The following is a 26,791-nucleotide window of genomic DNA, read 5'->3' as shown; positions in this document are numbered from 1 at the left end:
GCCTATGGACATAGAGGTCAAAAATGAGAAGAAGAAACCTCAGTTAAAGGACCACGAGCTAAAAGCGTTAATTCAAAAAAGTCAAGATGGAGATCAACAGGCAAGAGATACAATCGTTCAAAGTAATATGCGTCTTGTTTGGTCGGTTGTACAGCGGTTTCTTAATCGAGGATACGAACCAGACGATCTATTTCAAATTGGATGTATTGGGCTCTTAAAATCGGTAGATAAATTTGATTTATCTTTCGACGTGAAATTTTCAACATATGCAGTTCCCATGATTATTGGAGAGATACAACGTTTTTTACGTGATGATGGATCAGTGAAAGTTAGTAGGTCTTTAAAAGAAACAGGGAACAAAATTCGAAAGATGAGAGATGAGCTTTCGAAAGAGTTCGGAAGGGCTCCAACGATTAATGAAGTGGCAGAGGCACTAGAACTAACGCCAGAGGAAGTTGTTCTAGCGCAAGAAGCGAGCCGTGCTCCTTCATCTATACATGAAACTGTATATGAAAACGACGGCGATCCAATCACTATTTTAGATCAAATTGCAGATCAATCTGAAACGAAATGGTTCGATAAAATTGCTTTAAAAGAAGCGATTAGAGAACTAGATGAACGAGAGCGCTTAATTGTATACTTGCGTTACTATAAAGATCAAACACAGTTAGAAGTAGCAGAGCGCATAGGCATTTCACAAGTACAAGTTTCAAGACTTGAAAAGAAAATATTAAAACAGATGAAAGATCGAATAGACGAATAATTGTCTATTCGATTTTTTTATGCCGTTAATAGGAGAGAGATGTTAATTTTCGAAAGAATTAACAGAATTTATTGATAATTTATTCAATTTAAAATATAATCCAAGTATGAACTTGTCATAAAGGGGGAAGGAAACATGGAAACGAGGCAACAATGGGGAACGAGAGCTGGATTTATTTTCGCAGCGGTCGGATCTGCCGTTGGATTAGGAAACATATGGCGTTTTCCTTATACAGCGTATGAAAATGGAGGAGGAGCATTCTTTTTACCGTACTTATTTGCATTATTAACGACTGGTATTTCATTGTTAGCGTTTGAGTTTGCCCTTGGTCATCGTCATCGTGGTTCAGCACCACTTACATTTTTCCGTATTAGCCCGCGTGCCGAATTTATTGGATGGTGGCAAATGTGCGTAACATTTATCGTTTCAACATATTATGCAGTGATTATTGCTTGGTCTATATCGTATACATACTTTGCAATTACTGGAGCATGGGGAAAAGACACGCAATCATTTTTATTTAAAGAGTACTTACATGTTGCAGATAAGCCAGGACAATTTGGAGGACTTGTACCGGAAGTATTAATTCCGTTAGCTCTCGTTTGGATTATTGTGCTTGGCGTTGCATTTAAAGGAGTTAAAAAAGGAATCGAAGTGGTTAACCGTATATTTATTCCTTTATTAGTTGTTATGTTCCTTATTATCGTCGTTCGTGCAGTGACGATGGAAGGTGCTATGCAAGGACTAGATGCATTCTTTAAACCAGATTGGAGTCGTATTTTTGATGGGAAAGTATGGCTTGCTGCTTATGGTCAAATATTCTTTAGTTTATCTTTAGCATTTGGAATTATGATTACTTATTCTAGTTATTTACCGAAAAACTCGGATACAACAAATAATGCCTTTATTACTGGATTTGCAAACTCAGGATTTGAATTATTAGCAGGTATTGGGGTCTTTGCAGCTCTTGGGTTTATGGCAAATAATATGGGAGTACCGGTTGATAAAGTAGCAAGTGCTGGCGTTGGGCTTGCGTTCGTAGTGTTTCCGCAAATTATTAATGAATTACCGATGTCACCGTTGTTTGGTGTATTATTTTTCTTATCGTTAACGGTTGCTGGAATCACATCACTTATTTCACTCGCGGAAGTATGCTTTGCTGCTGTGTCTGAAAAATTCAGTTTAAGTCGGGAAAAAACCATTGGAATTATGGGAACCCTTCTCGTGTTAGTTTCTCTTGCTTTTGCAACACGTGGTGGGCTTATGTTCTTAGATGTTGTCGACTATTTCGCTAATAATTTCGGATTAATTACAATTGCGCTTGCGGAAGTAGTGACGATAGGGCTCATTTTACGTCGTTTACCAGTTTATCAAAATCATGCAAACTTTGTATCTGACATTAAATTAGGAACGTTTTGGAGAGTGAGTTTACTCGTTATTACTCCGCTTATGTTAGGGTATATGCTAATTGATGGTACAATCCAAAATATTAAAAAGAACTACGGAGATTATCCGACTGAGTTTGTTGTAACGTATGGTTGGTCGATAGCAGTAGCCTTCCTTATTGTTGCGCTAATTATTAGTCTAAAGAAATGGGATGCACAAATACATTCGGATTCTGCAAAGCTTGAAAAAGAATGGAAAGATCGAGGTGTTTCATAATGAGTGGATCAGCGATTATGATGATGGTTATTGGAATCGTAGTCATTTGGGGAGGGCTTGCATTAAGTATTGCAAACTTATTTAAGAAAAAGGCATAAGTAAAAACATCTGTACCGAAATGGTGCAGATGTTTTTTTATGAAAAAATTGTATTAGAAAAAAATTCAATAACCATACTACAACTACGAGGAAGAGTGAAGGGGTGAATGAAAGTTGGAACAAACGATTTATATTAAAATGCGCAATCGTTTAAAAGTTTCTCCTACTTATGAAGTAAAGCTGGGTGATGTTGCTCAACTTGCCGGAGATTCTTCCGTAGTTGAGTTGTTACAAAATGAGATAGTTTACAAAATAACAGTGCATGATAAGACTCATGTTGTAATTGATGTTATGAAAGTAATTGAGATTATTCAACAGAAAGCATCTCATGTACAAATTAATTTACTCGGTTCTGGACAAACTCTTGTTGAAATTATATACGAAAAAAAGAAGGCACAACCAATTTTTTTCGGACTTGTATGGTTGTTACTTTTCATTGGAGCGGCCCTTGCGATCATTTATTTCCATGAAGATGTAAGTATGCAACAAGTACATCAACGGTTATATTACATGATTACTGGAGAATTTAATGCGCAACCACTTTTATTTCAAATTCCTTATTCTTTAGGCCTTGGCTTAGGAATGATTTTATTCTTTAATCATGTATTTCAAAAACGAATTAATGAAGAGCCAAGTCCGCTAGAAGTTGAGATGTTTCAATACCAACAGTCACTTGATCAATATGTAATCGTTAATGAAAACAAGGATAATATGAAACAACTTACCGATGATTGAGTCTGGATTTGTTATTTTAATTGGTTTAGCTGGAGGGATTGCGGTAGGTAGCGGATATGTCGCATTTTTAGCTGTACTTGGTATAATCCCCCGTTTAGCTCAATTAACGAGAAGTGGAAAGCATATTCAATATTTTGAGTGGGCGGTCATTGCAGGTACGTTAACAGGGGCTTGGTGCAGTTTGAAAAATATTACATTTCAAACGTCGCAATATTGGCTCGTTATATTAGGGATATTTTGTGGCACGTTCATCGGAATGCTTGCTGCGGCATTAACAGAGGTGTTAAATGTTCTACCTATTTTAGCGAAACGAGTAGGGGTAGAGGGGAAGATTATTGTTTTACTCGTTGCTCTTGTACTTGGGAAAGTAATAGGGTCGTTGTTTCACTGGATTTATTTCGTAAGGTAGGAGGCAGTATATAAATGACAAGTCAGAAATTGAAGGATGATTACATAAATAAAGTGAAGAAGTATCATCCAAAGCCAAACTATTTACTAAATTGTATCAAAGCATTTCTTGTAGGTGGACTCATTTGCACAGTTGGAGAAGTATTGATGAAATTGTATATACATTATTTTCACTTCAGTGAACAAGAGGCAGGAAACCCAACTGTTGCAACTCTTGTTTTAGTATCAGCGATTTTAACAGGATGTGGTGTATATGATAAAATCGGTCAATTTGCTGGAGCAGGATCAGCGGTACCGGTAACAGGATTTGCAAATTCTATGGCGAGCGCTGCCTTAGAACATAAGAGCGAAGGGGTTGTTCTAGGGATTGCTACAAATATGTTTAAATTGGCAGGAAGTGTGATTGTATTTGGAGTTGTTGGTGCATATATCATTGGGTTGATAAGGTATACCTTTAAAATTTTTATGTCTTAAAGGAGGGGCTAGTATGAGGTTGACCGGAAAACAAACGTGGGTATTTCAAAATGATATATATGTAAATGCAACGGGCACTGCTGTCGGTCCGAAAGAAGCTGAGGGCCCTCTTGGAAAAAAATTTGATATTTCATATGATGACTTACATTGTGGAGAGGAAAATTGGGAGCTCGCCGAACGAAGGTTAATGTCGGACTCAATTCAACAAGCAGTGCAAAAAGGGAATATAAAAACATCGCAAATTGATTTCTTTTTAGCGGGAGATTTATTAAATCAAACAGTGACAGCGAATTATGTTGCGCGTAAGTGGGGTATTCCTTTTTTAGGAATGTTTAGCGCTTGTGCGACGTCTATGGAGACTTTAGCAGTTGGCTCAGCTTTTATAGACGGTGGATTTGCAAATCGTGTCTTAGCTACAGTAAGTAGTCATAATGCAACGGCTGAAAGACAATTTCGCTATCCAACAGAGTACGGTGGACAAAAGCCAGGGACAGCAAATTCAACTGTGACTGGTGCAGGATCTATATTAATTAGTAATGAAAAAAGTGCAATTAAAATTACGGCGGCTACAATCGGAAAAGTGCAAGATTTAGGAATCACAAATCCTTTGGACATGGGGGCAGCGATGGCTCCAGCAGCAGCTCATACAATTCAACAGCATTTTGAAGATTTGAGAAGAAGTGCTGATGACTATGATTTGATTGTTACGGGTGATTTATCAGCTGTTGGGACGCCGATTGCGAAACAACTTTTACTTGAGGAAGGTTATGATCTTGGGCATATATACAATGATTGTGGATTGATGATTTATGAATCAAGTCAAGAAGAAGTGTTTGCAGGTGGTAGTGGTTGCGCTTGTTCAGCGGTTGTCACATATGGTCATTTATTACACGAGATGCAAAAAGGGAATTTACAACGAATTTTTGTCGTTGCGACTGGTGCATTATTAAGCCCGATGATGATGCAACAGAAAGAGACGATTCCAACAATTGCACATGGTGTTGTATTTGAGAGAGTTAAAGGAGAGTGAATTGTGGACTTTATATACGCATTTCTTGTAGGTGGAGCTATTTGTGTAATTGGGCAACTATTGTTAGATTTCGCAAAGTTAACACCAGCTCATTTAATGGCAACTTTTGTAGTCATCGGAGCAATATTAGATGGATTTGGCTTGTACGATAAACTAATAAAGTTTGCAGGTGCTGGAGCCACAGTCCCTATTACAAGTTTTGGACATTCACTATTGCACGGAGCAATGCAAGCAGCAGAAAAACATGGATATTTAGGAATTGGTATTGGCATGTTTAGTTTAACGTCTGCGGGCATTTCCGCAGCGATATTGTTTTCATTTTTTATAGCACTTATATGTAAACCGAAAGGATAAATCAAATGAGACGAAGGGTTGTTTTGGTCACAGATGGAGATGAATATGCAAAGCGGACAATTGAGCTTTTAACGAAGGAATTTGGGGGTAGGTGTATTTCAGCATCACAAAGTAATCCAACCAAATTGACAGGGAAAAAAGTTGTTGAGCTTATTATGCAAACGCCATATGACCCTGTATTTGTCATGTTTGATGACAGTGGATTTATTGGAGAAGGATCTGGTGAAAAGGCTTTAAAATATGTGGCTACCCATAAACAAATTGATGTGCTTGGCATTTTAGCAGTAGCGTCTAATACGCATCATTGGGAATGGGCACGCGTAGATGTAAATGTAGATCGGAACGGGAACTTAACCGAATATGGTGTGGATAAATTTGGACTTCCAGATGGTGAAATTGGCAGAATTAGCGGAGATACAATTTATTGTTTAGACGATTTGAATGTTCCTGTCATCGTTGGAATTGGTGATATTGGTAAGATGTGTGGAAATGATGAATGGGAGAGAGGATCACCAATTACAAAAAAAGCAATTCAATTAATTTTGGAAAGGAGTGGATTTTATGACGAAGCCTAAAAAAGTGGATATCCCAATTTCATCTTTCATAAGTGATAATGAAAATTACTTAAAGCAAACAGCTGGACTGGGTGTTACATACGATGTTGGCATTCGTAAATTTCAAATTTTAAATAAAGAAATTGGTGTGTTGTTTGTAAATGGACTCTGTGATACGAATTATATTATCCCTATTTTAGAAGAAGCGGTGGATACAAATGAAATAAGGGATGTAGAAGAAGATACAGTGAAGCTTCTAGAGAATCGTTTAATTCATCAACAAGTAAGTAAAGTGAAAACGATGGATGAGGTAATGCTCCAAGTATTATCAGGACTCATCGTTATATTTGTGGAAGGTGAAACGGAAGCGTTCGCAATAGATGTTCGTAGTTATCCAGGGCGGACTCCGACAGAACCAGATACAGAAAAGGTTGTACGTGGTGCAAGGGATGGGTTTGTTGAAAATATCGTTGTAAATACAGCGTTAATTCGTAGAAGAATACGTGACCCACGTCTTCGAAATGAAATGATTAGAGTAGGAGATAGATCGCAAACGGATATTTGTATTACGTATGTACAAGATGTTGCAAATCCGGATTTAGTTAAGATTATAAAACAAGAATTAAATAACATCGATGTCGATGGAATTACGATGGCTGATAAAACAGTGGAAGAATTTGTTGTAAAGCAAAGCTATAACCCATTCCCACTTATTCGATATACAGAAAGACCAGATGTAGCAGCAAATCATTTATTAGAAGGACATGTGTTAGTACTAGTAGATACATCACCGAGTGCTATGATTACTCCAACAACATATTTCCACCACTTACAGCATGCAGAAGAGTTTAGACAAAATCCGGCTGTCGGGACATTTTTACGCTGGGTACGCTTTTTAGGTGTCTTATTCTCCTTATTTTTACTACCGTTTTGGTTAGTGTTTGTATTTGACCCAACTCTTTTACCAGAAAATCTTGCTTTCATCGGACCGACTAAGATGACGCATTTACCAATTTTATTACAGGTAATAATGGCAGAGGTCGGACTTGAATTTTTAAGGATGGCAGCCATTCATACTCCAACGCCGTTATCGTCTGCAGCAGGATTAATTTCCGCCATATTAATTGGTCAAATAGCAATCGATGTAGGTTTGTTTGTACCAGAAGTTATTTTGTATGTTGCGGTTTCTATGATCGGTGCATATGCAACACCGAGTTATGAATTAGGACTCGGAAATAAGGTTGGAAAATTGTTTGTTATTATTTTGACAGGTCTCTTCCAGGAGATGGGATTTGTAATTGGTATGACGATATTAATTTTATTTTTAACGTCTATAAAAAGTTTACAAACACCTTATTTATGGCCGTTTTTACCATTTGATTGGGGCGCGTTAACAAAAATTTTACTCCGTCCAACGATGTCTAGTTTAAAAGTACGACCAAGTATTGTAAGACCTCAAAATGTAAAAAGACAAAAATAAACGGGATTATACACCCGTTTATTTTTTTAGCGAAAATTTATTATTTTTTAACAAAAATCAAACATTTTTTGTGTACACTTAGAGTAGATATTGTGTATGGAAGGGGAAGAGGACATGATTAAATTATTTGTAAGTGATTTAGATGACACGCTCGTTTACGATGTGAATCATATGCAAAAAGAAGATGAACGTGCGCTGTGTTGGTTAGCTGAGAAAGGGGCAAATATTTGTTTTGCCTCTGGCCGTTTTACACACAGAATTGATGAAGTTGTAAAAAGGTTTTCATTCCCATATTACACAACTGGCTTAAATGGAGCGACAATGTTACTTCCGGATGGGAATTTATTTCATGAATCGAGTTTTGAAAATACGGTTGCCCAGGAAATATATCGATATATACATAAAAAAGGACTAGCGGATATTGTTTGTGGAAATGAGCAGCGATATACAAAAAGGAAGAATGAACATCACCATAATTTTGAAGCGTATATGGGCGTGCATATTGCTGAAATTGAAGCGTTAGAAGAAGAGTTTGGTAAGACTGTACACCCTGCAAAATTGTTTGTTTTTGGAGAAGAAGAGAAAATTGTAACGTTAGATCAAGAGCTACGAGATACGTTTCAAGGCGAAGCGGAAGTTTTTATATCAGGTAAACGCTATGTTGATATTATGCCAAGAGGGGTGAGTAAGGGGAGTGCTCTAAAGCGACTAATGGACCATTTGCAAATTGAAGCAAATGAAGTTGCTTGTATTGGAGATTCTTTCAATGATATTTCTATGTTTGAAGTAACCCCGCATTCATTTACTCTTCATCATGCCCATCCATATGTAAAGGAGAAAGCAAATCATATAGTGCGTTCGGTTGAAGAGGCTGTTATGAAATTACCGTTACTTGTATAAAAAAGAAGCCCGTCACTGACGGGCTTCTTTTTACTTGAATAAAGATTTAACAAAATCAATGATACTTGAGAAGAAATCTTTCACTTTATCTAGAAAACTTTGTCCTTCTTCAGAAACTAAGAAGGCAGAAACGTGTTCTTTTGCTTTGTTTAATTGACTACCAACTTGATTCCAATCAATATTAAGATTTTTCATTTTATCAAATAACGATACTAAGTTATCTAACTGTTCATCTGTCAATGTAATGCCGAGTTGATCAGCAATTTTTTTAATTAATGAACGTAAATCTTCTGTTGTTTTTGGCTGTTCTTTTGCAATTTCTTCTTTAATTTTTGCAACAAGTTGAACTGCTTTTTCTTCACCAATTTTATCACCAAGCTGGGCTGTTTGTACCATTTCTTCATTCGCTACTTTTTTAACTTCTTCAGGAATTTGTTTATTGGACGCAGTTTCGTATGCTTTCATTAATCCAGTTAAAGCTGCAGTTCCTGAAACTTTAAAAGGTGCAGTAATTTGAATTTCTGCATCTTTTACACCTGCTGTAATCAAAGCGTTAGTGTACATTGCATCTGTTACCCAGTTAATGTTCTTTGATCGTACAATAAGACCAGATCCTGGTTTTGTGTATGTAATCATAGAAGAAGAAATTGCTCTCGTACCAATTTGTGCTTTTGGAACAATGCCTTCTAGAAATTTATGTTCTTCCGCATTAGATACAGTAATAATTGTAGCATCTTTCGGTGCTTTCATTTCTTTTAACAGATCTTGTTTTTGTTGTTCAGATAAGTTCTCTCCTAATGTAACAATTGATTCTCCCTCGATGATGTCTGCAAACGAAGCTGTTGGCATCATAAATACCGTTACAGCTAATAGCAGAGCTAGTAATTTCGTTTTCACGAAAAATCGCTCCCTTTCTCTTTCTAAAATTTTCGGGCAACAAAGTTATTATAGTATATATTTCTTATTTGTCACCTGACTTTTTCCACATTTCAAAAAAGAAGTATCTAGATTGTCGGATTCTTTTTGTTTCTAGTCATGAATGTGGTAATATAGTGCTGAGATAGTTGAAAGGAGACATATACGTATGAAAACTTTAGGATACATATTAATGGAAAACGGTGAAAAAATCGACTTGGAATTTTTCCCAGAAGAAGCACCAAAAACAGTAGAAAACTTTAAAAAATTAGCAGAGCAAGGATTTTATGACGGTGTTACATTCCACCGTGTTATTCCTGGCTTCGTAAGCCAAGGTGGAGACCCAACAGGTACAGGTGCAGGTGGCCCAGGTTACTCTATTCCATGTGAAACTGATGGAAACCCTCATAGACACCTTGTAGGATCACTTTCTATGGCTCACGCTGGCCGTAACACAGGCGGTAGCCAATTCTTTATCGTTCATGAGCCACAGCCACATTTAGATGGTGTTCATACTGTATTCGGTAAAGCAACAAGCGGTATTGAAACAGTATTAAAAATGCGTCAAGGCGATGTAATGAAAGAAGTTAAAGTTTGGGAAGAATAAGGTAAGGAAAAAGAGAGCTTTTGCTCTCTTTTTTATTTTTAATGAAATCGAGTACTTCTTCTACAGCTCATCATACAAGTAGTGTTGTTGCTAAAATATATTGCTTGTGAGAACAAACCTTTAACAAATTACATAGAATACATTACATTATATGTTTCAACAAATATTTTTTGTTATATTAATTTTGCTAGAATTGTGCTGCTTTAGAGTAACTATGAATGAAGTGATGTTGAATGATGTGTTTCTTTCCATTCCATATAAAATTTTCTTTTTTTAACTCTATTTATTAAAGGAATAGTGCTGAAACATAGATTTGACTTTCTTCTTTTCGCTTTGTATGATTATCAAGTTGTTTTAGACTCTTCTCACTCTGTTGAAAATATTGTAAAATGAATGTGATATGAAAAGAGTGATTGAGGGGATTACTAGTTTGTAACTTTTGTAAGAAGGGATAAGGGTTATGTTAATTCGTTTTAAAAAAAGTTATGAAAAAATTGCAATGGGGCTTCTTTCGTTTATGCCAACTGAAAAAGATGTGAAAACATTACAATTGACAATGAAAGAATATGAAGCAAAAGATGATTGGCAATTGTATTTGTGGAAAGAAAATGAAGATTTTGTTGGAATAATGGGGATTGTAAAAAAAGAGAATTATGTATTAGAAATTCAGCATTTGAGTGTGAACCCGTCTCACCGTCATGTGGGGATTGGGACGAAGATGGTTCAAGAGTTAAAGAGTAAATTTCTTGAGTTTACAATTTGCGGAAATGAGCAAACGGCAAGTTTTTGCGAAAAATGTAAAGGGCTAGAACAAAATATACATTCGTGAAAGCAGAGATAAGTAGTTTATTATCTCTGCTTTCTTTTTTGTAATTGTTCGTATCGTTCAGTAATGACCTCTGTGCGATCACGCAAAGTGTGCTTGTTTATAATATATTCAACTGGGATAGCATTCAAGTCTTTCCAAGAGAGGTTTTGTTTTTGACATAACTCTATGCACTGCTTCTCTAACAATGGATCTGATAAGGGTAAAAATAAAGGTACAAAACGTTCTTTTTTATGGATAGATTGCAATCTTTCATTGAGCAAGGAAAGAAGTTGTACTTGATTAATTCCTAAACGTTGTAAAGGCACACCGCTTTTTTCTAAAATTGTGATTGCGCTTTTCATCATTTTTGTGGAACCATTCCAGTTAGCACGTCTTTGGTGGTATAAAGAAACTGCAATTTGAATGAGACCAACTAAGTAATGATCTCGATTACCTCTTGGTTTTGTCTTCCAGTACTCTTCTAGTATTTCGTGACATTCAAAATAGTCATAATCTCCATGGAAATGAATTAAAAATTGTATGTATTCGGTAGGATACATGTTTTTTCGCCCCTATCTAACGGTTATACATATAAGTGTATCATAGAAATATGAACAATAAACGACTAGGAGGTTTCCCCCTAGCCGTTATTGTTCATATTAGCAGAAGCAAGCTGCTCCTACAATAATTAGTAAAATAAACAGTACAACAAGTAATGCGAACCCACCGCTAAAACCACAATCAACGTGACCCATAGTTTTTTGACCTCCTACATTGTTCTTACTACACTGTTATCATATGAAGTGGTGGGCATGATGACATAGGCATTGGTCTATTTTTAATTAAATTTCTTAAAAAGGTTGGATAGAACATGAGTATGCTCTATACTTATGTTGTTATAGAAAAAATGTGGTGGGATGCTTTGTGCAATATAATTTTAAAGTAGAGGCTTTTGAAGGGCCTTTGGATCTATTGTTACATTTAATACATCGTTATGAAATTGATATATATAATATTCCTGTAGCAGATATTACAGAGCAATATTTATCTTATGTGCATACGATGAAAGAACTTCAATTAGATGTTGCAAGTGAGTATTTAGTAATGGCCGCAACGTTATTACAAATTAAAAGTAAGATGTTGTTGCCGAAACATGAAGAAGATGTACTTGATAACGGTGATGATTTTATAGATGATCCTCGTCAAGAATTGATGGAGAGGTTAATTGAATATAAGAAATATAAGCAAGTTGCTACTGAGTTAAAAGAAAGAGAACAAGAAAGAGCACAGCTATATACACGTCCGCCAATTGACTTTACATCGTTGGAACAAGAAGCGGAGACAAGTTTACCTCTTGATGTTACGTTATATGATATGCTAGCAGCATTTCAAAAATTAATGCGCCGTAAAAAGGCAAAAAAACCTGTAACAACACGTATTACTCGTCAAGAAATACCAATTGAACAACGAATGACTGATATTTTAAAGCAGTTAAAAATAAAGGGTGGTCGCCAAAGTTTTTATGATTTGTTTGTTGATGATGAACGTGAAATAATGGTTGTAACATTTTTAGCAGTTCTGGAACTTATGAAAAATCAACAAATCACAATTGAGCAAGAACATAATTTTGATGAAATTTTCGTATCAAGCTCTAATAAATCTGCATAGAGCAAGTATGTGAAAATGGGATAGAAACATTTTATCTCATGCTATGTTTTAATGTATCGTTTGGAACAAGAGAAAAAGTATTGAACCGAACGCATTGATTGTGATTCGGTTTTTTGATGTGTATTTTTATGGAAAAATAGAAGGAAGGAGCTCGTGAAATGGATAGGAAAGAACAAAAGTCAATTATTGAAGGCCTTTTATTTGTTTCTGGTGATGAAGGGATTTATCCAGAACAAATAGCGAAAGTTCTTGAAATTGAAATGAATGAAGTAATTAATATTTTAGAAGAAATGCAACAAGAATGTGAAGGTGCAAACCGTGGTTTGCAAATTGTACAGTATGCAAAAGTATATCGTTTTGCTACAAAGAAAGAACATGCTTCATATTATCAAAAATTAATGGATACACCAACAGCTGCTTCGCTTTCGCAAGCTGCCCTCGAAACGTTAGCGATTGTTGCATATCGTCAACCAATCACAAGGACTGAGATGGAAGAGATTAGAGGAGTTAAAACCGATAAGGCGTTACAAACGTTGGTTTCCCATTTACTTATAAAAGAAATGGGAAGAGCAGAAGGACCAGGGCGGCCTATTTTATATGGAACAACAAAAGAATTTTTGGACACATTTGGATTGAAAACATTAGCTGATTTACCACCGCTTTCTGAAGAGAATGAACAAATGAATGAAGCTGATTTATTCTTCGGTTCCTTACAAGAGATATCGAAATAAAAGCTTAGCATTTTGCTAAGCTTTTTTTGTATATCAATTATTTACAGTGCCATACTAAATGAAAAAAGGAGACGAGTTATGAGAGGTATGCGGATTATTCTATTATTAGCTTCTGTTTTATTATGTTTTTCTTTAAATAGCGCATCAGCTAAAAGGTATATGATGTCTATTCATACTACGTCTCCTTTACATATGCATCGGCAACATCTTAGTAAAATGAAAGTGAGCTTTTTAAAAGTGGGGCAAGGTGACGCAACACTTATTATAATGCCAAATGGACAAACAATGTTAATTGATGGAGGACCTTATGAAGCAGGAGAGGTTATTATTCAGAAATTAATTGAGAAAGGGATTAATCATTTAGATGTAATTGTCAGTACGCATCCCGATATGGATCATATAGGGGGGTTAATTCCAATTGTAGAGCAAATGCCGGTATCGCTTATATTAGATAGTGGAAAAACATATAGTTCTCTTACTTATCATACGTATCGGAATAATATTAAAAAAAGAGGGATACCTTTCGTTTCAGTAAAGGAAGGACAATATATACCGCTGGATCCACATGTTTCTATACAAGTATTAAACAACGGGAAATCAAAAGATGAAAATAATGAATCCTCAATTGTTTTAAAGGTACGATATGGAAAAGCGGATTTTTTATTAATGGGTGACGCGGATGTACGGACAGAAAATGAAATATTAAAACAATTTGATGTGCATGCAGATGTTTTGAAAGTGGGGCATCACGGCTCATATACTTCAACAAGTGAAACGTTTATAAAAAAAGTGGAACCGCAGTTTGCTATTCTGTCGTACGGGAGTAGTAATCCGTATGGACATCCTCATCAAAGTGTAGTAAAGCGCTTGAAAAGGCACGGTATAATGGTATATAGAACAAATAAACGTACAGTAGAAATAGAAACAGATGGTGAACATGTTATGTTAAAATCTAGCGGGTTAATGCCATTGTTGAAGTGATTTCTATATTAGGGGTGGATACTGTCCCTTTTTGGAAAAATGAATAATATATATTATAATTATAAGGGACGTAAGAAATTTCCTTTTCTGTTGAATAAAAAGGAAATTTCATTAGAATGTATAGACAACTACTCGTGCATATATTAAGATGGAACTAGGCGAATAAGGTAATAATAACAAGTAGGTATTTCATGGGAAAGGATCGATGAAAATGAAAACGCAAATTGTCATCAATGCCAAAATTTACACAGGTCAAGAAATAGTGGAAAACGGATTTATTCGTTACGCAGAAACCATTAAAGAAATTGGTTTGATGGCTCAATATGTACCACAAGAAAATGAAACTGTTTTTGATGCTACAGGGAAGATTGTAATTCCAGGTATGATCGATGTTCATATTCATGGTGGATACGATATTGATGCGATGGATGCAAATAGCGATGGGTTAGTAACTCTAGGTAAAGAAATGTTAAAAGAAGGGGTTACAACTTACTTCCCAACAACAATGACACAAGCTCCAGAGGCAATTGAAGCAGCGCTAACTGCTGCGAAAGAAGCAAAAGAAAAAGGAGCGCATTTCGAATATATTCACTTAGAAGGACCTTATGTTTCAAAGAAACGTGCAGGTGCACAACCACTTGAACATATCGTTCCTGCAAATATTGAGCAATTTAAACAATGGCAAGAAGCAAGTGGGAATTTAATTAAATTAGTAACATATGCACCAGAAGAAGAGGGAGCATTAGAGTTTGAACAATATCTTGCTGAAACTGGTGTAGTTGGCACAATGGGGCATACAGATGCAATTGATGCACAACTAAAAAATAGAAAGATTACACATGCGACACATTTATACAATCAAATGCGTGGATTACATCACCGTGAACCAGGAGTTGTTGGTCATGTGTTATTAAATCCAGATGTAATGGTTGAAGTAATTACAGATGGTATTCATATTCACCCTGATATGGTGAAATTAGCATATAAGTTAAAAGGACCGAAAAAAGTAAGTGTTATTACTGACGCAATGCGTGCAAAAGGTCTTGAAGATGGATTATATGAGCTTGGCGGACAGCCAGTACATGTAAAAGATGGTAGTGCTCGATTAGAAGATGGAACGTTAGCTGGTAGTATTCTAAAAATGGATCAAGCTTTCCGAAATGTAATTGAATTTACAGGTTGTTCAATCGAAGATGCAGTACTGATGACATCAGTTAACCAAGCAGAAGAGTTTGGATTAAATAATAAAGGTGCATTAGCGGTAGGAAAAGATGCAGACTTTGTTGTGATGAATGAAGATTTACATGTATATGATACGGTTCGTTTAGGAATTCATATGAAGGAAGGGAAGTAATTAAATGAATATTCTTGTTGTAAAAACTCCAGAAGAATTAGCAGAAGCAGGTTATAAATTAATTGAAGAAGTTGTAAAAACAAAAGAAAATCCAACATTAGGAATGGCTACAGGAAGCTCTCCATTAGGTATTTATGCAGAAATACGAAAAAATAAACTTGATACAAGCCGTGTAACCACTGTAAACTTAGATGAGTACGTAAATTTACCACATGAAGATAAAAACAGCTATCACTATTTCATGCAAGAACAGTTGTTTGATCATCTTCCATTTAAACAAACTTATGTACCAAACGGGATGGCAAGTGATTTAGAGGAAGAGTGCAAACGTTACGAGAGCATTCTAGCTGCTAACCCAGTTGACCTACAGATTCTTGGAATCGGTGAAAACGGTCACATCGGATTTAATGAGCCAGGAACACCGTTTAATTCTCCAACAAACATTGTTGAATTAACAGAATCTACACGCCAAGCAAACCTTCGCTTCTTCGAAAAAGAAGAAGATGTGCCAACTCATGCGATTACAATGGGAATTGGAAGCATTATGAAAGCGAAACAAGTTCTACTTGTTGCGATGGGTTCTAAAAAGGCAGAAGCTGTTAAAGAATTATTGCAAGGTGAATATAGTGAAGAGTGTCCGGCTACAGTTTTACAACGTCATCCGAATGTAACCGTAATCGCTGATCAAGAAGCTCTATCTTTATGCAGTGAGGCGATTGCTGATGAACATCGACAAGTATTCACCATTTCCGATCTATTATCAGATTCAAGAGTGGGTGAAACAGCTAATTGAGGACGGCGAATGGAAGCCGGGAGATAAAATCCCATCTGAGAATGAACTTTGTGATAAGTTCGAAGTGAGTCGTATGACAATCAGACAGGCGATTAATAATTTAGTGGAACAAGGCTATTTATATCGGAAGCGTGGAATTGGAACATTTGTCCAACTTCCGAAAGTGGAACAAAAGTTGCAAGGAATGACGGGATTCACAGAAGACATGATTTCTCGTGGAATGAATCCAAGTAGTCAATTACTTAGTTTCCGCCTAGTTCCAGCTACTGCTAAAATAGCAGACCGGTTAAGAATACAGGAGGGGGAATCGGTTTATGAAGTGAGGCGTATTCGCTTAGCTGATGATGAACCGATTGCTTTTGAGACGACATATTTGTCGCCAGCTCTTGTAAAAGATATTAACGAAGAGATATTGCAACAATCTTTATATGAACATTTAGAGAAAAAACTGGGCTTTAAACTTGTTAGCGCTACTCAGTCAATTGAAGCTTCCGTTGCGACGGAAAATGAAGCTGAACATCTGCATATTCCTAAAAAGGCGCCTGTACTTGTCATGCGTCAATGGTCATATTCAGAAGGTGAGGTACCGCTAGAGTACGTGAAATGTATTTATCGTGGAGATCGTTATAAATTTATTACGAATATCGCACGTAACAAATAGTATATTTCAGTTTGTGAAGTACAGTGGAATTGAAAATGGTTAACATGTAAAGAAATAAAAATACGACTCATCCTTATAAGGAATGAGTCGTATTTTTATTATGAGTAATTACGTGGTTAACAGCATCTTTGACGTGATTTACTACATAGTGAGCGTGATTTTTTACTGCATCATCTGCTTGCGACATAGCAAAACTGTGAGGAGTTAAAGAAAACATAGGAATGTCATTATATGAATCCCCTATACAAGCAATTTCCTCAGGTTTTATTTGAAACTCATTTAATAAAACAGAAATGGCAGAGCCTTTACTAACATTTGGTGGCATTACATCTAAACATTGTTCTGCAGAGATGAAAGTACTAACTTTCCCGTGGAATTTTTCATCAATTTTTTTCTGAAGGAGTTGTAAGTTCTCCTTTGTTCCACCGACAGAAATTTTATTTGGGAAAATTGTATCATCAATTTTCTGTAGTAAGTTTGGTTCTTCAACAGAAGTCATAGTTACCTGTTGTTCAAGTTCTTGAATAAAAGGTGTTTTCTCTTCAATGTAATAATTATGTTCATCACTTACATAACGGAAATAAGGATCTTCATTCGTCATAGCTAACAAATCGGGAAGTATGCTGGAATCAAAAGTTGCAGATAATAGTTGTTTATTTTCATGTGTATATACAAAAACACCATTTACACTAATACGATGAAAATTTGTATTTACAGCTTTCATTAAGTCTGCAATTTCATTATCAAGTCTTCCGGAAGCGAAGCAAAGAATAACATTTTGCTCGGCAAGGCTGCGCAGTGCCGCAACATCTTGTTCGTCAATAAGACCTCCGTGTTGCATCATTGTACCATCGATATCACTTACAAACATTTTAATCATGCTGTTATCCCCTTTCTATGTACAGTTGCTCTTACATTATACGCATCATATATAAACATGTCTAAAAAATGAATTTTTATTAAATGGCAGATGTTTTACATTGACGACAAAGAAGAATATTCTGTAACATAAAAGTAGGCTATTTAAGTACGAGGGTGGTGTTATATGAGTAATTATCTAGAAATTAAAAAAGTTTTAAATAATAATGTCATCATTGCTAGCCATCCGGAACACGAGGAAGTAGTAGTGATTGGTAAAGGAATTGGATTTGGGAAAAAAGCGAAAGATGTCTTGGAGCAAGAACAAATCGAAAAAATGTTTGTCTTAAAAAATGAACGTGATCGTGAACAGTACAAATTATTAGTGCCGCATATTAGTGAAAAATTAATTGAATTGATGAACGATATTATGCTGTACATTCAAGGGAAAGCGAAATCTCCACTAAATGAACATATTCATATTGCGTTAACAGATCATATTTCATTTGCGATTAAAAGGTTAAAACAAGGACTTACAATTGATAACCCTTTTTTAGTTGAAACAAAAATGCTCTATCCAGAGGAATATGAAATTGCGGAAGGTGTTGTAGAACTTTTAAATTCTCGTTTGCAAATTGCATTGCCTGAAGGAGAAATTGGTTTTATTGCACTTCACATTTACAGTTCGCTTACAAATTCTGATTTATCTTCAGTTAATCAAAACTCCCGTCTCATTGCACAACTTGTATCTTTAATTGAGACAAACTTACAAATTACATTAGATCAAGAGAGCATTCATTATTTACGTCTTATTCGTCATCTTCAATATGCTATTGAGAGGGTGAAAAAAGGAGAAAAAGTAGAGGAATCACAAAGTTTTGCTGATTTATTAAAGGCCGAGTATCCAGTTTGCTATAACTTGGCTTGGAAGCTAGTTAAGGTCATGCAAAAAGAGTTGCAACTACCTGTATATGAAGCTGAAAGTATTTATTTAACGATGCACTTGCAACGCTTAGTAAAGGCAGAGCATGTGTAAAAAGTTATATATTTTTGTCTAAAATGAAAACGTTAAAAAAAATGATTGAATCGCTTACAATAGTTATGTATAATAACTATTGCAAAGTTATACAAATTTCGACAAACACATTAAGGTGAGTAACGAAAACGTTTGCCTTAATTATAGTGAACTTATACGTAAACCTATTTTTGACACGTGTTACTGATTCGATCAGGCATGAGTGGAGAAAAGTAAGGAATGTAAGCTAGAGAAAGGGATATACTACCCTTTGTATAGCTATCGTTCTATCTTTTTTTCCTCATGTCTTTTTGGCGTTTGTCGGAAGGTATCAATATAGATAGGAGAGGAAGGGTTTCCATGTTTAAGAAGATCTTTGGTGTTCTTCAAAAAGTCGGGAAAGCGTTAATGCTTCCAGTAGCGATTTTACCGGCGGCAGGCATTTTACTTGGATTTGGTAATGCATTTCAAAATCCACAGTTAACAAATGTTATTCCTGCTTTAAAAGCAGATTGGTTCGTAATGGTTGCAAAAATTATGGAACAATCTGGTGATATTATTTTCGCTAACCTTGCATTATTATTCGCAGTTGGGGTAGCAATTGGTTTAGCTGGTGGAGACGGAGTAGCTGGTTTAGCAGCATTCGTCGGCTACTTAATTATGAACAAAACGATGAGTGTGTTCTTAGAAGTAGATAAGCTAGTGAAAGTAACAAGTTCTGGAGCAGACCCAGTAAAAATTGGATTTGCAGATCCAGCGTATGCAAACGTATTAGGTATTCCAACGCTACAAACAGGAGTATTTGGTGGTATTATCGTCGGGATAGTAGCGGCATATTGCTATAATAAATACTTCAACATTGAATTACCATCATACTTAGGTTTCTTTGCAGGAAAGCGTTTCGTACCGATCGCAACTGCAACATTCTCTTTAATGGTAGGTATTATCATGTGCTTCATTTGGCCATACATTCAAGGTGGCTTAAACACGTTCTCACATCAAATGATTGATGCAAATAGAACAATCGCAGCATTTATATTCGGTTTAATTGAACGTTCATTAATTCCATTTGGATTACATCACATTTTCTATTCACCGTTCTGGTTCGAATTCGGTCAGTATACAAATGCAGCTGGCGAATTAATCCGTGGTGACCAAAAAATCTTTATGGCACAGTTAAAAGACGGTGTAGAATTAACAGCAGGTACATTTACAACTGGTAAGTATCCGTTCATGATGTTTGGTCTTCCAGCAGCAGCTTTAGCAATGTACCATGAAGCACGTCCAGAAAATAAAAAATTAGCAGCAGGTATTTTAGGTTCTGCAGCATTAACATCTTTCTTAACAGGTATTACAGAGCCACTTGAATTTTCATTCTTATTCGTAGCGCCAGTATTATTCGGAATTCACGCTGTATTTGCTGGTCTATCATTTATGACAATGCAAATTTTAGGTGTTAAAATTGGTATGACATTCTCTGGTGGTTTAATTGACTTCCTATTATTCGGTGTACTACCAGGCCGTACAGCATGGTGGTGGGTAATTATTGTTGGTCTTGTACTAGCAGTTATTTACTACTTCGGATTCCGCTTTGCAATTCGTAAATGGAATCTAAAAACACCTGGTCGTGAAGTGGCAAATGCAAATGACGGCGCAGGAAAAGCAGAAGCAGGCGAACTTCCTCGTGAAGTATTAGTAGCACTTGGTGGTAAAGAAAACATTGCTTCTTTAGATGCTTGTATTACTCGTTTACGTGTTCAAGTTAACGAACAAAAGAATGTAAACAAAGACCGCTTAAAAGAACTTGGAGCAGCTGGTGTACTTGAAGTTGGAAATAACATTCAAGCTATTTTCGGACCGAAATCTGACACATTAAAATCACAAATTCATGATATTATGTCAGGCCGTACACCTCATGTTGAAAAAGAAGAACCTGTAAAAGTGGAAGAAACTCCTCAAAAAGTTGATGAAAATGAAACAATTGTATCACCAATTGAAGGGAAAATCTTACCGATTACAGAAGTACCTGACCAAGTATTCTCAGGAAAAATGATGGGAGATGGATTTGCAATTGAGCCAACTGAAGGAACAGTAGTTTCTCCAGTTAATGGTGAGATTGTCAATGTATTCCCTACAAAACATGCGATTGGTATTCAATCTGAAGGCGGAAAAGAAATTTTAATCCACTTTGGTATTGATACTGTAAAATTAAATGGTGAAGGTTTTGAAGCGCTTGTAGCACAAGGCGACAAGGTGAAACAAGGCCAACCATTATTAAAAGTAGATCTTGCATTTGTAAAAGAAAATGCACCATCTATCATTACACCAATTGTCTTTACAAACTTACAACAAGGGCAACAAGTCGAATTGAAAAAAGATGGAAATGTTAAGAAGGGCGAAACCGCTATTATTGACATTCAGTAGGAATTTGACGCAAAATGTTTATAATTATAATAGGCGATGTGGTTGACCGAACATCGCCTATTATATACAATAGATGGTGTAGTACTCACGTCTATACAACTAAAAAATACTGTAATTTAAAGGAGATAAATTATCATGGAAAAAATCTTTAAAGTAACTAGCGACTCAGGAATTCATGCTCGTCCAGCAACTCTACTTGTAAACACTGCAAGCAAATTCGGTTCTGACATTAACTTAGAGTATAACGGAAAGAACGTTAATTTAAAATCAATCATGGGCGTTATGTCTTTAGGCATTCAACAAAACGCAGAAATTAAAATCACTGCAAATGGTGATGATGCAGCTCAAGCACTAGCAGCTATCGAAGAAACTATGAAAAACGAAGGATTAGGAGAATAATGACTCTTAATATTCAAGGGATCGCTGCATCAAGTGGGATTGCTATTGCAAAGGCTTTCAGACTTGAAAATCCTGAATTTAACATCGAAAAGAAATCAATTACAAACGAAGCTGCAGAAATTGCACGCTTAGACGCTGCGCTTGAGAAAGCAAAAACTGAATTAGAAGCTATTAAAGACCACGCATTTGCTGAACTAGGTGCTGACAAAGCTGCGATCTTTGAAGCACATTTATTAGTGTTAAATGATCCAGAACTAGTAAACCCAGTAAAAGATAAAGTAAATAGCGAAAAAGTAAATGCTGAATTTGCAATGGATGAAGTTGCATCAATGTTTATTTCTATGTTTGAAAACATGGATAACGAATATATGAAAGAACGTGCTGCGGACATTCGTGACGTAACAAAACGCGTTCTTGCACATTTACTAGGAATTAACTTCTCAAATCCTGGTACAATTTCTGAAGAGGTAATCATCATTGCTGAAGATTTAACACCATCTGATACAGCTCAGTTAAACCGTAAGTATGCAAAAGGTTTTACTACTGATATCGGTGGACGTACATCTCACTCTGCAATTATGGCTCGTTCTATGGAAATTCCAGCTGTTGTTGGTACGAAAGTTGTTATGGAAAAAATCCAAAACGGCGATATCGTTATCATTGACGGTTTAGATGGAGAAGTAATTGTAAACCCATCAGAAGAAACTCTTCGTTCGTTTGAAGAAAAGAAAGCGAAATTTGAAGAGCAAAAAGCTGAATGGGCAAAATTAAAAGACCAAGCTACTGTAACAAGTGACGGACATCACGTTGAGCTTGTTGCAAATATCGGAACACCAAATGATGTACAAGGTATTATCGATAATGGCGGAGAAGGCGTTGGCTTATACCGTACAGAATTCTTATACATGGGCCGTGACAATCTTCCAACAGAAGAAGAGCAGTTCGAAGCGTATAAAGCAGTTCTTGAAGGTGTAAAAGAGGGTCAACCAGTCGTTGTTCGTACACTTGATATCGGTGGAGATAAAGAGCTTCCATACTTACATTTACCAAAAGAAATGAACCCATTCTTAGGATACCGTGCAATTCGCTTATGTCTTGATGAGCAAGATGTGTTCCGTACACAACTTCGTGCATTACTTCGTGCTAGCGTATACGGTAACTTAAAAATTATGTTCCCAATGATTGCAACTCTTGATGAGTTCCGTCAAGCGAAAGCAATTTTATTAGAAGAGAAAGCGAAACTTGTAGAAGCGGGTACAACTGTTTCTGATTCTATTGAAGTTGGTATGATGGTTGAAATCCCAGCTTCAGCAGTATTAGCAGATCAATTTGCGAAAGAAGTTGACTTCTTCTCTATTGGAACAAATGATTTAATCCAATACACAATGGCTGCAGACCGTATGAACGAACAAGTATCTTACTTATACCAACCATATAACCCATCTATTTTACGTCTTGTAAAAATGGTTATCGATGCTGCTCATAAAGAAGGCAAATGGGCTGGTATGTGTGGTGAGATGGCGGGCGATTCACTTGCTATTCCATTATTATTAGGATTAGGTTTAGATGAGTTCAGTATGAGTGCAACATCTATTCTTCCTGCAAGAACACAACTAAGCAAGTTGTCAAAAACAGAAATGGAAACATTAGCAGAAAAAGCATTAATGATGTCAACTGCTGAAGAAGTTGTTGAACTAGTTAAAAGCATATAAGTAATAAAAAAACCTGAGTCGATTGAAATCGGTCTCAGGTTTTTTCTATGAGAAAAGTAAATCTTATTTTCTTACTAGAGGATAAGGTACAGAATTAGATAGCGATAGCAACGATATCAGATGGGCATACACGTAAAATACCAGTAAAAGTATTTCGGTTTTGATTGTGCTTATCATCTTTGTTGTTATCTTTATTGTCTTTGTCATTGTTATTACGAGCTAAAGCAGAGAAAAGAGCAACACCGTTACAGAAACCTTCAAAAATTACATTGTTGAAAGATCCAACACCTTTAACGCTTAATAGAGAAAGCTCTGTTCCAACTGAAATGCTAGCAAGTACGTTACATACAGCTGGTTGTTGTGGCTTAACCTCTCTCTCCTTCTCACGATGGTCGCGCTCTCTTTCATGATGATGACAGTCTCTAAAGTTATCACAGCATCCAAATGATCCAAACATAATCCTCATCACCCCCTTCACACTTATAATCTATGTAAGTTCGGTAGTAAGTGACTGGACAGAGAGTGGAATTTTTTCTAGGGGATTTTCTCATTTTAAATGACTAGCTGGGTGTTTAGTATGGAATGATGTTTAAAATAGGAGTAATATAACAAAAAAATGTAAAAACCACCGAAATAAATGAAATGGGTAGCCTTTACACTTTTTTACTTTTATATAAAACGATGATATATACAGGAAGAGCTAGGAGTAGTGGTACAATGGATCGTGCAGTATGTTTTTCTGATTCTAATTGGAATGCTTCTTCTTTTGGGAATTGTAAAATGGAGATGTTTGCGGCATCACCAATAAAATATAGAAGCAGTACAGTTACTATGTAGCATAAAAGTGCGATAAAGCTTCCGTATGAACTCAATGAAAATCCCTCTCTTGTTATCTATTTGTTATCATTGTATCACAATTGTAACAAAAATACACGGGTATATTTCAACACCTTAACAAAATTCGACACGAAACGTCACGTTTACTTATGAGGAGGGAATAGAATATACTTTTCCATAAGTATAAATGTCGAATGATTTGTAGTAATATTACAAAAGTGTGACAGGAAATAAAAAACGAAGGCAACGTAGTTACCTTCGTTTTTTATTATTTTGCCCACTCGCTCACTTGCTCTACGCTCATACGTGGTGCAGGGTGGCCTTTTAAAGTTGATTCACCAATTGTAATAAGCATAATTGGAACGTAACGAGATGAAACGTTAAATTCGTCTGTCAGTGCTTGTGGATTAAAGCCACCAATAGCACAAGTGTCCCAACCAGTCGCTTTAGCTGCAAGCATAAGTTGCATTGCTGCTAAAGATGCATTTGAAAAGGCAGCATCTCTTGAGAATTGTTCACGAGCATATGCAGATTCAATATTTTTAGCTAAGCGTTCTTTTGCTTCTTCTTTCATAAATCCTTGTTCTACAATTGGACCATATACTGGCTCAACATTTTTATAAGCTTCTAAATCACCTAAAATAGCGACTACTGCAGAAGCATCAAGAATTTGTTGTTGGTTATAAGCTATCGGGTGTAATCGTTTTTGTACATCTTCACCTTGAAAAACAAGGAATTTCCAGTGTTGTAAGTTCCAAGCGGAAGGTGCTTGTGCTGCGGCTTTTAAAATCTCGTGTAATTCTGTAGATGAGATTTCTTTATTTGGGTTGAATGCACGTGTAGATGTGCGTTCATATAGAACGTTAAAAAAGTTGTCGTTTGTCATTATATATCCTCCAAATTGCATATAAAATTATCGGGAAAACGCAATATATATTACTTACATTTTGTAAGTTATCGAATTTAAGAATATAATATCCTTATTTTAATTGTCAAGTTTTAAGAAATAAGCTAGGGCATTCATACAAACGATATAATTCCTATAATCATACACTAAAAAAGGAATTTATAGAGTGAAAAGGGAAGATAACATTCTCAATTAGCTTGTTAATATGTATCTCTCACAAATTAAAGTTTATTGGGTAATAGTCTTTTGAAAATGTTTGTGAGGAATTCAGTAGAACAAGATATATGAAGTGAGTGAAGACTAGTGATGAACATACTACATTTTTTATTAGAGAATACGGTTTTCCAAAATGTGTTACAAGATTTGCAGTTAAATGTCCTTTATATAGAAAATGGATGTAAACATCAACAAACGATAGAAAATATTCATCCAAAATGTATGTTTATAGCAAATAGTTTTGAAGAGGGCGAATTATTATTTCAAAGAACGAAACCGCACATTATAATTATGTATGTAACAGATTATTCTCAAATAAAATATATAAAGAATATGTATACCTTGCAAAGTACATTTATTGTCATTTGGGATCAACAAATAACAAAAGAATTTACAGATGTACTCGCATTAGGAATACGTAATATTGTAATAGCCCATGTAACTCCGCAAGCAGTGTTAGAAGAAGTGAATAAGAGTTTGTATCAACTTTCTTTAGTAAGGCAAGTTAGTTTGCAACAGGAACTGCTTCAAACGATGTTTGATTTTCAAAATGATTTATTATTTATAGTAGAAGATGATGAAATTGTTGATTGTAATACAAATTTTTTAACGTTTTTCGGATATGAAAATTTGTTTGCCTATCGTGAGCAACATTTAGTATTTGCTGAACATTTTATTAGAGAAAATGGATACTACTCGACGACGCATGATATAACATGGCTAGACGATACTTTATCAAGCGGTAGAAGAATTAAGATGTTAAATTATGAAGGGACAGTATCTACTTTTCTATTACGTGCGACACCATTGCCAGAAGATTTATCAAGATTTATTGTAAAGTGCACGGAAATTACAGAATTAGATGAAATCTATCAAGAACAAGAAAGACTTGCTATGATAGATTCATTAACAGAGATTTATAATCGTTTAAAGTTTCAACAAATACTAGAGGTAGAATGGGAAAAGGTAATACGTACTGATGAGAAAATAGCAATTATTTTATTTGATATAGATAATTTTAAAACAGTTAATGACACATATGGTCATGATTTTGGCGATTTGGCATTAATACAACTTGCAGAGCTTATGAAATCTAAAGTGGAGCAGCAACATGTATTTGCAAGATGGGGAGGAGAAGAATTCATTATATTAGTGACAAATACAGTAGAAAAGGAAGCATTTCAAGTTGCGGAGTCATTACGATTCTTCATTGAAACAAAGCAATTCACTGGAATTTCAAAGTTAACAGCTAGCTTTGGAGTTGCGTTATATGAACAAGGAACTACAAGAGAAGAATTAATGCAACGAGCGGATATTGCATTATATGAAGCGAAAAAAAATGGGAAGAATCAAGTATGTGTGTATAGAAAAGAAAAAATGTAATTTTTCGCAACAAATTGTTGCGATTTTTTTTTATTGTTTGATAATAGAATAGGGGGACAATTTT

31 protein-coding genes are annotated in these 26,791 nt (G+C 35.6%); 24 read left to right on the top strand and 7 right to left on the bottom strand.

Annotation, left to right across the window (positions count from 1 at the left end):
- Positions 1-4: 4 nt before the first annotated feature.
- The 11 genes from sigF (at position 5) to F3I02_RS12095 (ending at position 8,458) form a co-directional block, all read left to right on the top strand.
- Positions 5-763: an RNA polymerase sporulation sigma factor SigF gene (gene sigF, locus F3I02_RS12145; RefSeq protein ID WP_196478023.1), complete on the top strand. Its 759-nt coding sequence runs from the start codon at positions 5-7 to the stop codon at positions 761-763.
- Between the two features lie 135 nt (positions 764-898).
- A complete protein-coding gene (locus F3I02_RS12140; protein ID WP_000450085.1) occupies positions 899-2,425 on the top strand; it encodes a sodium-dependent transporter in 1,527 nt (508 codons plus the stop codon).
- Complete coding sequence (locus F3I02_RS12135) at positions 2,425-2,523, top strand: methionine/alanine import family NSS transporter small subunit (RefSeq protein WP_000016826.1); 99 nt, start codon at positions 2,425-2,427, stop codon at positions 2,521-2,523. The genes F3I02_RS12140 and F3I02_RS12135 overlap by 1 nt, the downstream gene beginning before the upstream one ends.
- Positions 2,524-2,637: 114 nt before the next feature.
- Positions 2,638-3,258: a stage V sporulation protein AA gene (locus F3I02_RS12130; RefSeq protein WP_196478022.1), complete on the top strand. Its 621-nt coding sequence runs from the start codon at positions 2,638-2,640 to the stop codon at positions 3,256-3,258.
- On the top strand, positions 3,251-3,667 hold the full coding sequence (gene spoVAB / locus F3I02_RS12125) for a stage V sporulation protein SpoVAB (RefSeq protein WP_000572937.1): 417 nt from the start codon (positions 3,251-3,253) through the stop codon (positions 3,665-3,667). Before F3I02_RS12130 ends, spoVAB begins: the two co-directional genes overlap by 8 nt.
- Positions 3,668-3,681: 14 nt before the next feature.
- Positions 3,682-4,140 carry a stage V sporulation protein AC gene (gene spoVAC / locus F3I02_RS12120; protein WP_000203814.1) on the top strand — a complete coding sequence of 153 codons (459 nt, stop codon included), beginning with the start codon at positions 3,682-3,684 and terminating at the stop codon, positions 4,138-4,140.
- A gap of 13 nt (positions 4,141-4,153) precedes the next feature.
- The gene (spoVAD, locus tag F3I02_RS12115; RefSeq protein WP_001241159.1) at positions 4,154-5,170 is read left to right on the top strand and encodes a stage V sporulation protein AD; all 1,017 of its coding nucleotides are present in this window, start codon (positions 4,154-4,156) and stop codon (positions 5,168-5,170) included.
- A 3-nt stretch (positions 5,171-5,173) separates the two neighbouring features.
- Entirely contained in the window at positions 5,174-5,524 is a 351-nt protein-coding gene (gene spoVAE, locus F3I02_RS12110; RefSeq protein ID WP_074593477.1) for a stage V sporulation protein AE, read from the top strand.
- A gap of 5 nt (positions 5,525-5,529) precedes the next feature.
- Complete coding sequence (gene spoVAEA, locus F3I02_RS12105; protein WP_001254412.1) at positions 5,530-6,099, top strand: stage V sporulation protein SpoVABEA; 570 nt, start codon at positions 5,530-5,532, stop codon at positions 6,097-6,099.
- Positions 6,086-7,558, top strand: coding sequence for a spore germination protein SpoVAF (gene spoVAF, locus F3I02_RS12100; RefSeq protein WP_000165589.1), 1,473 nt, complete (start codon positions 6,086-6,088; stop codon positions 7,556-7,558). The genes spoVAEA and spoVAF overlap by 14 nt, the downstream gene beginning before the upstream one ends.
- Before the next feature lie 96 nt (positions 7,559-7,654).
- Positions 7,655-8,458 (top strand): Cof-type HAD-IIB family hydrolase, encoded by an 804-nt coding sequence (locus F3I02_RS12095; protein ID WP_142237961.1) that lies wholly within the window; start codon positions 7,655-7,657, stop codon positions 8,456-8,458.
- A gap of 30 nt (positions 8,459-8,488) precedes the next feature.
- On the opposite strand, the gene F3I02_RS12090 is transcribed toward F3I02_RS12095, so the two are convergent.
- Positions 8,489-9,355: a DUF1002 domain-containing protein gene (locus tag F3I02_RS12090; protein WP_196478021.1), complete on the bottom strand. Its 867-nt coding sequence runs from the start codon at positions 9,353-9,355 to the stop codon at positions 8,489-8,491.
- A gap of 187 nt (positions 9,356-9,542) precedes the next feature.
- Here F3I02_RS12090 and F3I02_RS12085 point away from each other — a divergent pair, with 187 nt between their 5' ends.
- Positions 9,543-9,980 carry a peptidylprolyl isomerase gene (locus tag F3I02_RS12085; RefSeq protein ID WP_000853782.1) on the top strand — a complete coding sequence of 146 codons (438 nt, stop codon included), beginning with the start codon at positions 9,543-9,545 and terminating at the stop codon, positions 9,978-9,980.
- 460 nt (positions 9,981-10,440) lie between these two features.
- Positions 10,441-10,809 carry a GNAT family N-acetyltransferase RibT gene (gene ribT / locus F3I02_RS12080; RefSeq protein WP_196478020.1) on the top strand — a complete coding sequence of 123 codons (369 nt, stop codon included), beginning with the start codon at positions 10,441-10,443 and terminating at the stop codon, positions 10,807-10,809.
- A gap of 20 nt (positions 10,810-10,829) precedes the next feature.
- On the opposite strand, the gene F3I02_RS12075 is transcribed toward ribT, so the two are convergent.
- Together F3I02_RS12075 and F3I02_RS12070 are read right to left on the bottom strand one after the other, a co-directional pair.
- Positions 10,830-11,348 (bottom strand): DUF309 domain-containing protein, encoded by a 519-nt coding sequence (locus tag F3I02_RS12075; RefSeq protein WP_000283593.1) that lies wholly within the window; start codon positions 11,346-11,348, stop codon positions 10,830-10,832.
- A gap of 99 nt (positions 11,349-11,447) precedes the next feature.
- A complete protein-coding gene (locus F3I02_RS12070; protein ID WP_000510194.1) occupies positions 11,448-11,543 on the bottom strand; it encodes a YjcZ family sporulation protein in 96 nt (31 codons plus the stop codon).
- Positions 11,544-11,712: 169 nt separating this feature from the next.
- On the opposite strand from F3I02_RS12070, the gene scpA reads away from it, so the two are divergent.
- The 6 genes from scpA (at position 11,713) to phnF (ending at position 16,976) form a co-directional block, all read left to right on the top strand.
- On the top strand, positions 11,713-12,456 hold the full coding sequence (scpA, locus tag F3I02_RS12065) for a segregation/condensation protein A (protein WP_001199747.1): 744 nt from the start codon (positions 11,713-11,715) through the stop codon (positions 12,454-12,456).
- Between the two features lie 158 nt (positions 12,457-12,614).
- On the top strand, positions 12,615-13,187 hold the full coding sequence (gene scpB, locus F3I02_RS12060) for a segregation/condensation protein ScpB (RefSeq protein ID WP_196478019.1): 573 nt from the start codon (positions 12,615-12,617) through the stop codon (positions 13,185-13,187).
- Between the two features lie 78 nt (positions 13,188-13,265).
- On the top strand, positions 13,266-14,168 hold the full coding sequence (locus F3I02_RS12055) for a ComEC/Rec2 family competence protein (RefSeq protein WP_001214823.1): 903 nt from the start codon (positions 13,266-13,268) through the stop codon (positions 14,166-14,168).
- A 211-nt stretch (positions 14,169-14,379) separates the two neighbouring features.
- Positions 14,380-15,522: an N-acetylglucosamine-6-phosphate deacetylase gene (gene nagA, locus F3I02_RS12050; RefSeq protein ID WP_001987227.1), complete on the top strand. Its 1,143-nt coding sequence runs from the start codon at positions 14,380-14,382 to the stop codon at positions 15,520-15,522.
- Positions 15,523-15,526: 4 nt separating this feature from the next.
- Entirely contained in the window at positions 15,527-16,315 is a 789-nt protein-coding gene (nagB, locus tag F3I02_RS12045; RefSeq protein WP_001024201.1) for a glucosamine-6-phosphate deaminase, read from the top strand.
- Positions 16,245-16,976: a phosphonate metabolism transcriptional regulator PhnF gene (gene phnF, locus F3I02_RS12040; RefSeq protein ID WP_021727649.1), complete on the top strand. Its 732-nt coding sequence runs from the start codon at positions 16,245-16,247 to the stop codon at positions 16,974-16,976. The genes nagB and phnF overlap by 71 nt, the downstream gene beginning before the upstream one ends.
- A 73-nt stretch (positions 16,977-17,049) precedes the next feature.
- Here the strand turns inward: phnF and F3I02_RS12035 are convergent, their stop codons facing one another.
- Positions 17,050-17,856 carry a Cof-type HAD-IIB family hydrolase gene (locus F3I02_RS12035; protein WP_000594242.1) on the bottom strand — a complete coding sequence of 269 codons (807 nt, stop codon included), beginning with the start codon at positions 17,854-17,856 and terminating at the stop codon, positions 17,050-17,052.
- A gap of 165 nt (positions 17,857-18,021) precedes the next feature.
- Here F3I02_RS12035 and glcT point away from each other — a divergent pair, with 165 nt between their 5' ends.
- The 4 genes from glcT to ptsP all read left to right on the top strand — a co-directional run bounded on the left by glcT (position 18,022) and on the right by ptsP (position 23,384).
- Positions 18,022-18,870 carry a glucose PTS transporter transcription antiterminator GlcT gene (gene glcT / locus F3I02_RS12030; protein WP_000073857.1) on the top strand — a complete coding sequence of 283 codons (849 nt, stop codon included), beginning with the start codon at positions 18,022-18,024 and terminating at the stop codon, positions 18,868-18,870.
- Positions 18,871-19,209: 339 nt separating this feature from the next.
- The gene (ptsG, locus tag F3I02_RS12025; RefSeq protein WP_196478018.1) at positions 19,210-21,273 is read left to right on the top strand and encodes a PTS glucose transporter subunit IIABC; all 2,064 of its coding nucleotides are present in this window, start codon (positions 19,210-19,212) and stop codon (positions 21,271-21,273) included.
- Between the two features lie 135 nt (positions 21,274-21,408).
- Positions 21,409-21,672: a phosphocarrier protein HPr gene (ptsH, locus tag F3I02_RS12020; RefSeq protein ID WP_000411080.1), complete on the top strand. Its 264-nt coding sequence runs from the start codon at positions 21,409-21,411 to the stop codon at positions 21,670-21,672.
- The gene (ptsP, locus tag F3I02_RS12015; RefSeq protein ID WP_000174208.1) at positions 21,672-23,384 is read left to right on the top strand and encodes a phosphoenolpyruvate--protein phosphotransferase; all 1,713 of its coding nucleotides are present in this window, start codon (positions 21,672-21,674) and stop codon (positions 23,382-23,384) included. The genes ptsH and ptsP overlap by 1 nt, the downstream gene beginning before the upstream one ends.
- 94 nt (positions 23,385-23,478) lie before the next feature.
- On the opposite strand, the gene F3I02_RS12010 is transcribed toward ptsP, so the two are convergent.
- From F3I02_RS12010 to F3I02_RS12000, 3 genes are all read right to left on the bottom strand, one after another.
- A complete protein-coding gene (locus F3I02_RS12010; RefSeq protein WP_000468026.1) occupies positions 23,479-23,841 on the bottom strand; it encodes a DUF3915 domain-containing protein in 363 nt (120 codons plus the stop codon).
- A 196-nt stretch (positions 23,842-24,037) separates the two neighbouring features.
- Positions 24,038-24,256: a hypothetical protein gene (locus F3I02_RS12005; protein WP_000100485.1), complete on the bottom strand. Its 219-nt coding sequence runs from the start codon at positions 24,254-24,256 to the stop codon at positions 24,038-24,040.
- Positions 24,257-24,489: 233 nt separating this feature from the next.
- Entirely contained in the window at positions 24,490-25,107 is a 618-nt protein-coding gene (locus F3I02_RS12000; RefSeq protein ID WP_000180389.1) for a nitroreductase family protein, read from the bottom strand.
- A gap of 327 nt (positions 25,108-25,434) precedes the next feature.
- Here F3I02_RS12000 and F3I02_RS11995 point away from each other — a divergent pair, with 327 nt between their 5' ends.
- The gene (locus F3I02_RS11995; RefSeq protein ID WP_196478049.1) at positions 25,435-26,727 is read left to right on the top strand and encodes a GGDEF domain-containing protein; all 1,293 of its coding nucleotides are present in this window, start codon (positions 25,435-25,437) and stop codon (positions 26,725-26,727) included.
- The last annotated feature ends 64 nt before the right edge of the window (positions 26,728-26,791 follow it).

The organism is Bacillus sp. SRB3LM (assembly GCF_015712745.1).
Lineage (GTDB): Bacteria > Bacillota > Bacilli > Bacillales > Bacillaceae_G > Bacillus_A > Bacillus_A thuringiensis_K.
Note: the sequence above shows the minus strand (reverse complement) of the source record. Positions and strands in the feature narration are given on the sequence as shown.

Coding starts and splice junctions, on each gene's coding strand:
- sigF (WP_196478023.1), top strand. CDS start 5: ATGGACATAGAGGTCAAAAATGAGAAGAAGAAACCTCAGTTAAAGGAC.
- F3I02_RS12140 (WP_000450085.1), top strand. CDS start 899: ATGGAAACGAGGCAACAATGGGGAACGAGAGCTGGATTTATTTTCGCA.
- F3I02_RS12135 (WP_000016826.1), top strand. CDS start 2,425: ATGAGTGGATCAGCGATTATGATGATGGTTATTGGAATCGTAGTCATT.
- spoVAB (WP_000572937.1), top strand. CDS start 3,251: ATGATTGAGTCTGGATTTGTTATTTTAATTGGTTTAGCTGGAGGGATT.
- spoVAC (WP_000203814.1), top strand. CDS start 3,682: ATGACAAGTCAGAAATTGAAGGATGATTACATAAATAAAGTGAAGAAG.
- spoVAD (WP_001241159.1), top strand. CDS start 4,154: ATGAGGTTGACCGGAAAACAAACGTGGGTATTTCAAAATGATATATAT.
- spoVAEA (WP_001254412.1), top strand. CDS start 5,530: ATGAGACGAAGGGTTGTTTTGGTCACAGATGGAGATGAATATGCAAAG.
- spoVAF (WP_000165589.1), top strand. CDS start 6,086: ATGACGAAGCCTAAAAAAGTGGATATCCCAATTTCATCTTTCATAAGT.
- F3I02_RS12095 (WP_142237961.1), top strand. CDS start 7,655: ATGGAAGGGGAAGAGGACATGATTAAATTATTTGTAAGTGATTTAGAT.
- F3I02_RS12085 (WP_000853782.1), top strand. CDS start 9,543: ATGAAAACTTTAGGATACATATTAATGGAAAACGGTGAAAAAATCGAC.
- ribT (WP_196478020.1), top strand. CDS start 10,441: ATGTTAATTCGTTTTAAAAAAAGTTATGAAAAAATTGCAATGGGGCTT.
- F3I02_RS12075 (WP_000283593.1), bottom strand. CDS start 11,348: ATGTATCCTACCGAATACATACAATTTTTAATTCATTTCCATGGAGAT.
- F3I02_RS12070 (WP_000510194.1), bottom strand. CDS start 11,543: ATGGGTCACGTTGATTGTGGTTTTAGCGGTGGGTTCGCATTACTTGTT.
- scpB (WP_196478019.1), top strand. CDS start 12,615: ATGGATAGGAAAGAACAAAAGTCAATTATTGAAGGCCTTTTATTTGTT.
- F3I02_RS12055 (WP_001214823.1), top strand. CDS start 13,266: ATGAGAGGTATGCGGATTATTCTATTATTAGCTTCTGTTTTATTATGT.
- nagA (WP_001987227.1), top strand. CDS start 14,380: ATGAAAACGCAAATTGTCATCAATGCCAAAATTTACACAGGTCAAGAA.
- nagB (WP_001024201.1), top strand. CDS start 15,527: ATGAATATTCTTGTTGTAAAAACTCCAGAAGAATTAGCAGAAGCAGGT.
- phnF (WP_021727649.1), top strand. CDS start 16,245: ATGAACATCGACAAGTATTCACCATTTCCGATCTATTATCAGATTCAA.
- F3I02_RS12035 (WP_000594242.1), bottom strand. CDS start 17,856: ATGATTAAAATGTTTGTAAGTGATATCGATGGTACAATGATGCAACAC.
- glcT (WP_000073857.1), top strand. CDS start 18,022: ATGAGTAATTATCTAGAAATTAAAAAAGTTTTAAATAATAATGTCATC.
- ptsG (WP_196478018.1), top strand. CDS start 19,210: ATGTTTAAGAAGATCTTTGGTGTTCTTCAAAAAGTCGGGAAAGCGTTA.
- ptsH (WP_000411080.1), top strand. CDS start 21,409: ATGGAAAAAATCTTTAAAGTAACTAGCGACTCAGGAATTCATGCTCGT.
- ptsP (WP_000174208.1), top strand. CDS start 21,672: ATGACTCTTAATATTCAAGGGATCGCTGCATCAAGTGGGATTGCTATT.
- F3I02_RS12010 (WP_000468026.1), bottom strand. CDS start 23,841: ATGTTTGGATCATTTGGATGCTGTGATAACTTTAGAGACTGTCATCAT.
- F3I02_RS12000 (WP_000180389.1), bottom strand. CDS start 25,107: ATGACAAACGACAACTTTTTTAACGTTCTATATGAACGCACATCTACA.
- F3I02_RS11995 (WP_196478049.1), top strand. CDS start 25,435: ATGAACATACTACATTTTTTATTAGAGAATACGGTTTTCCAAAATGTG.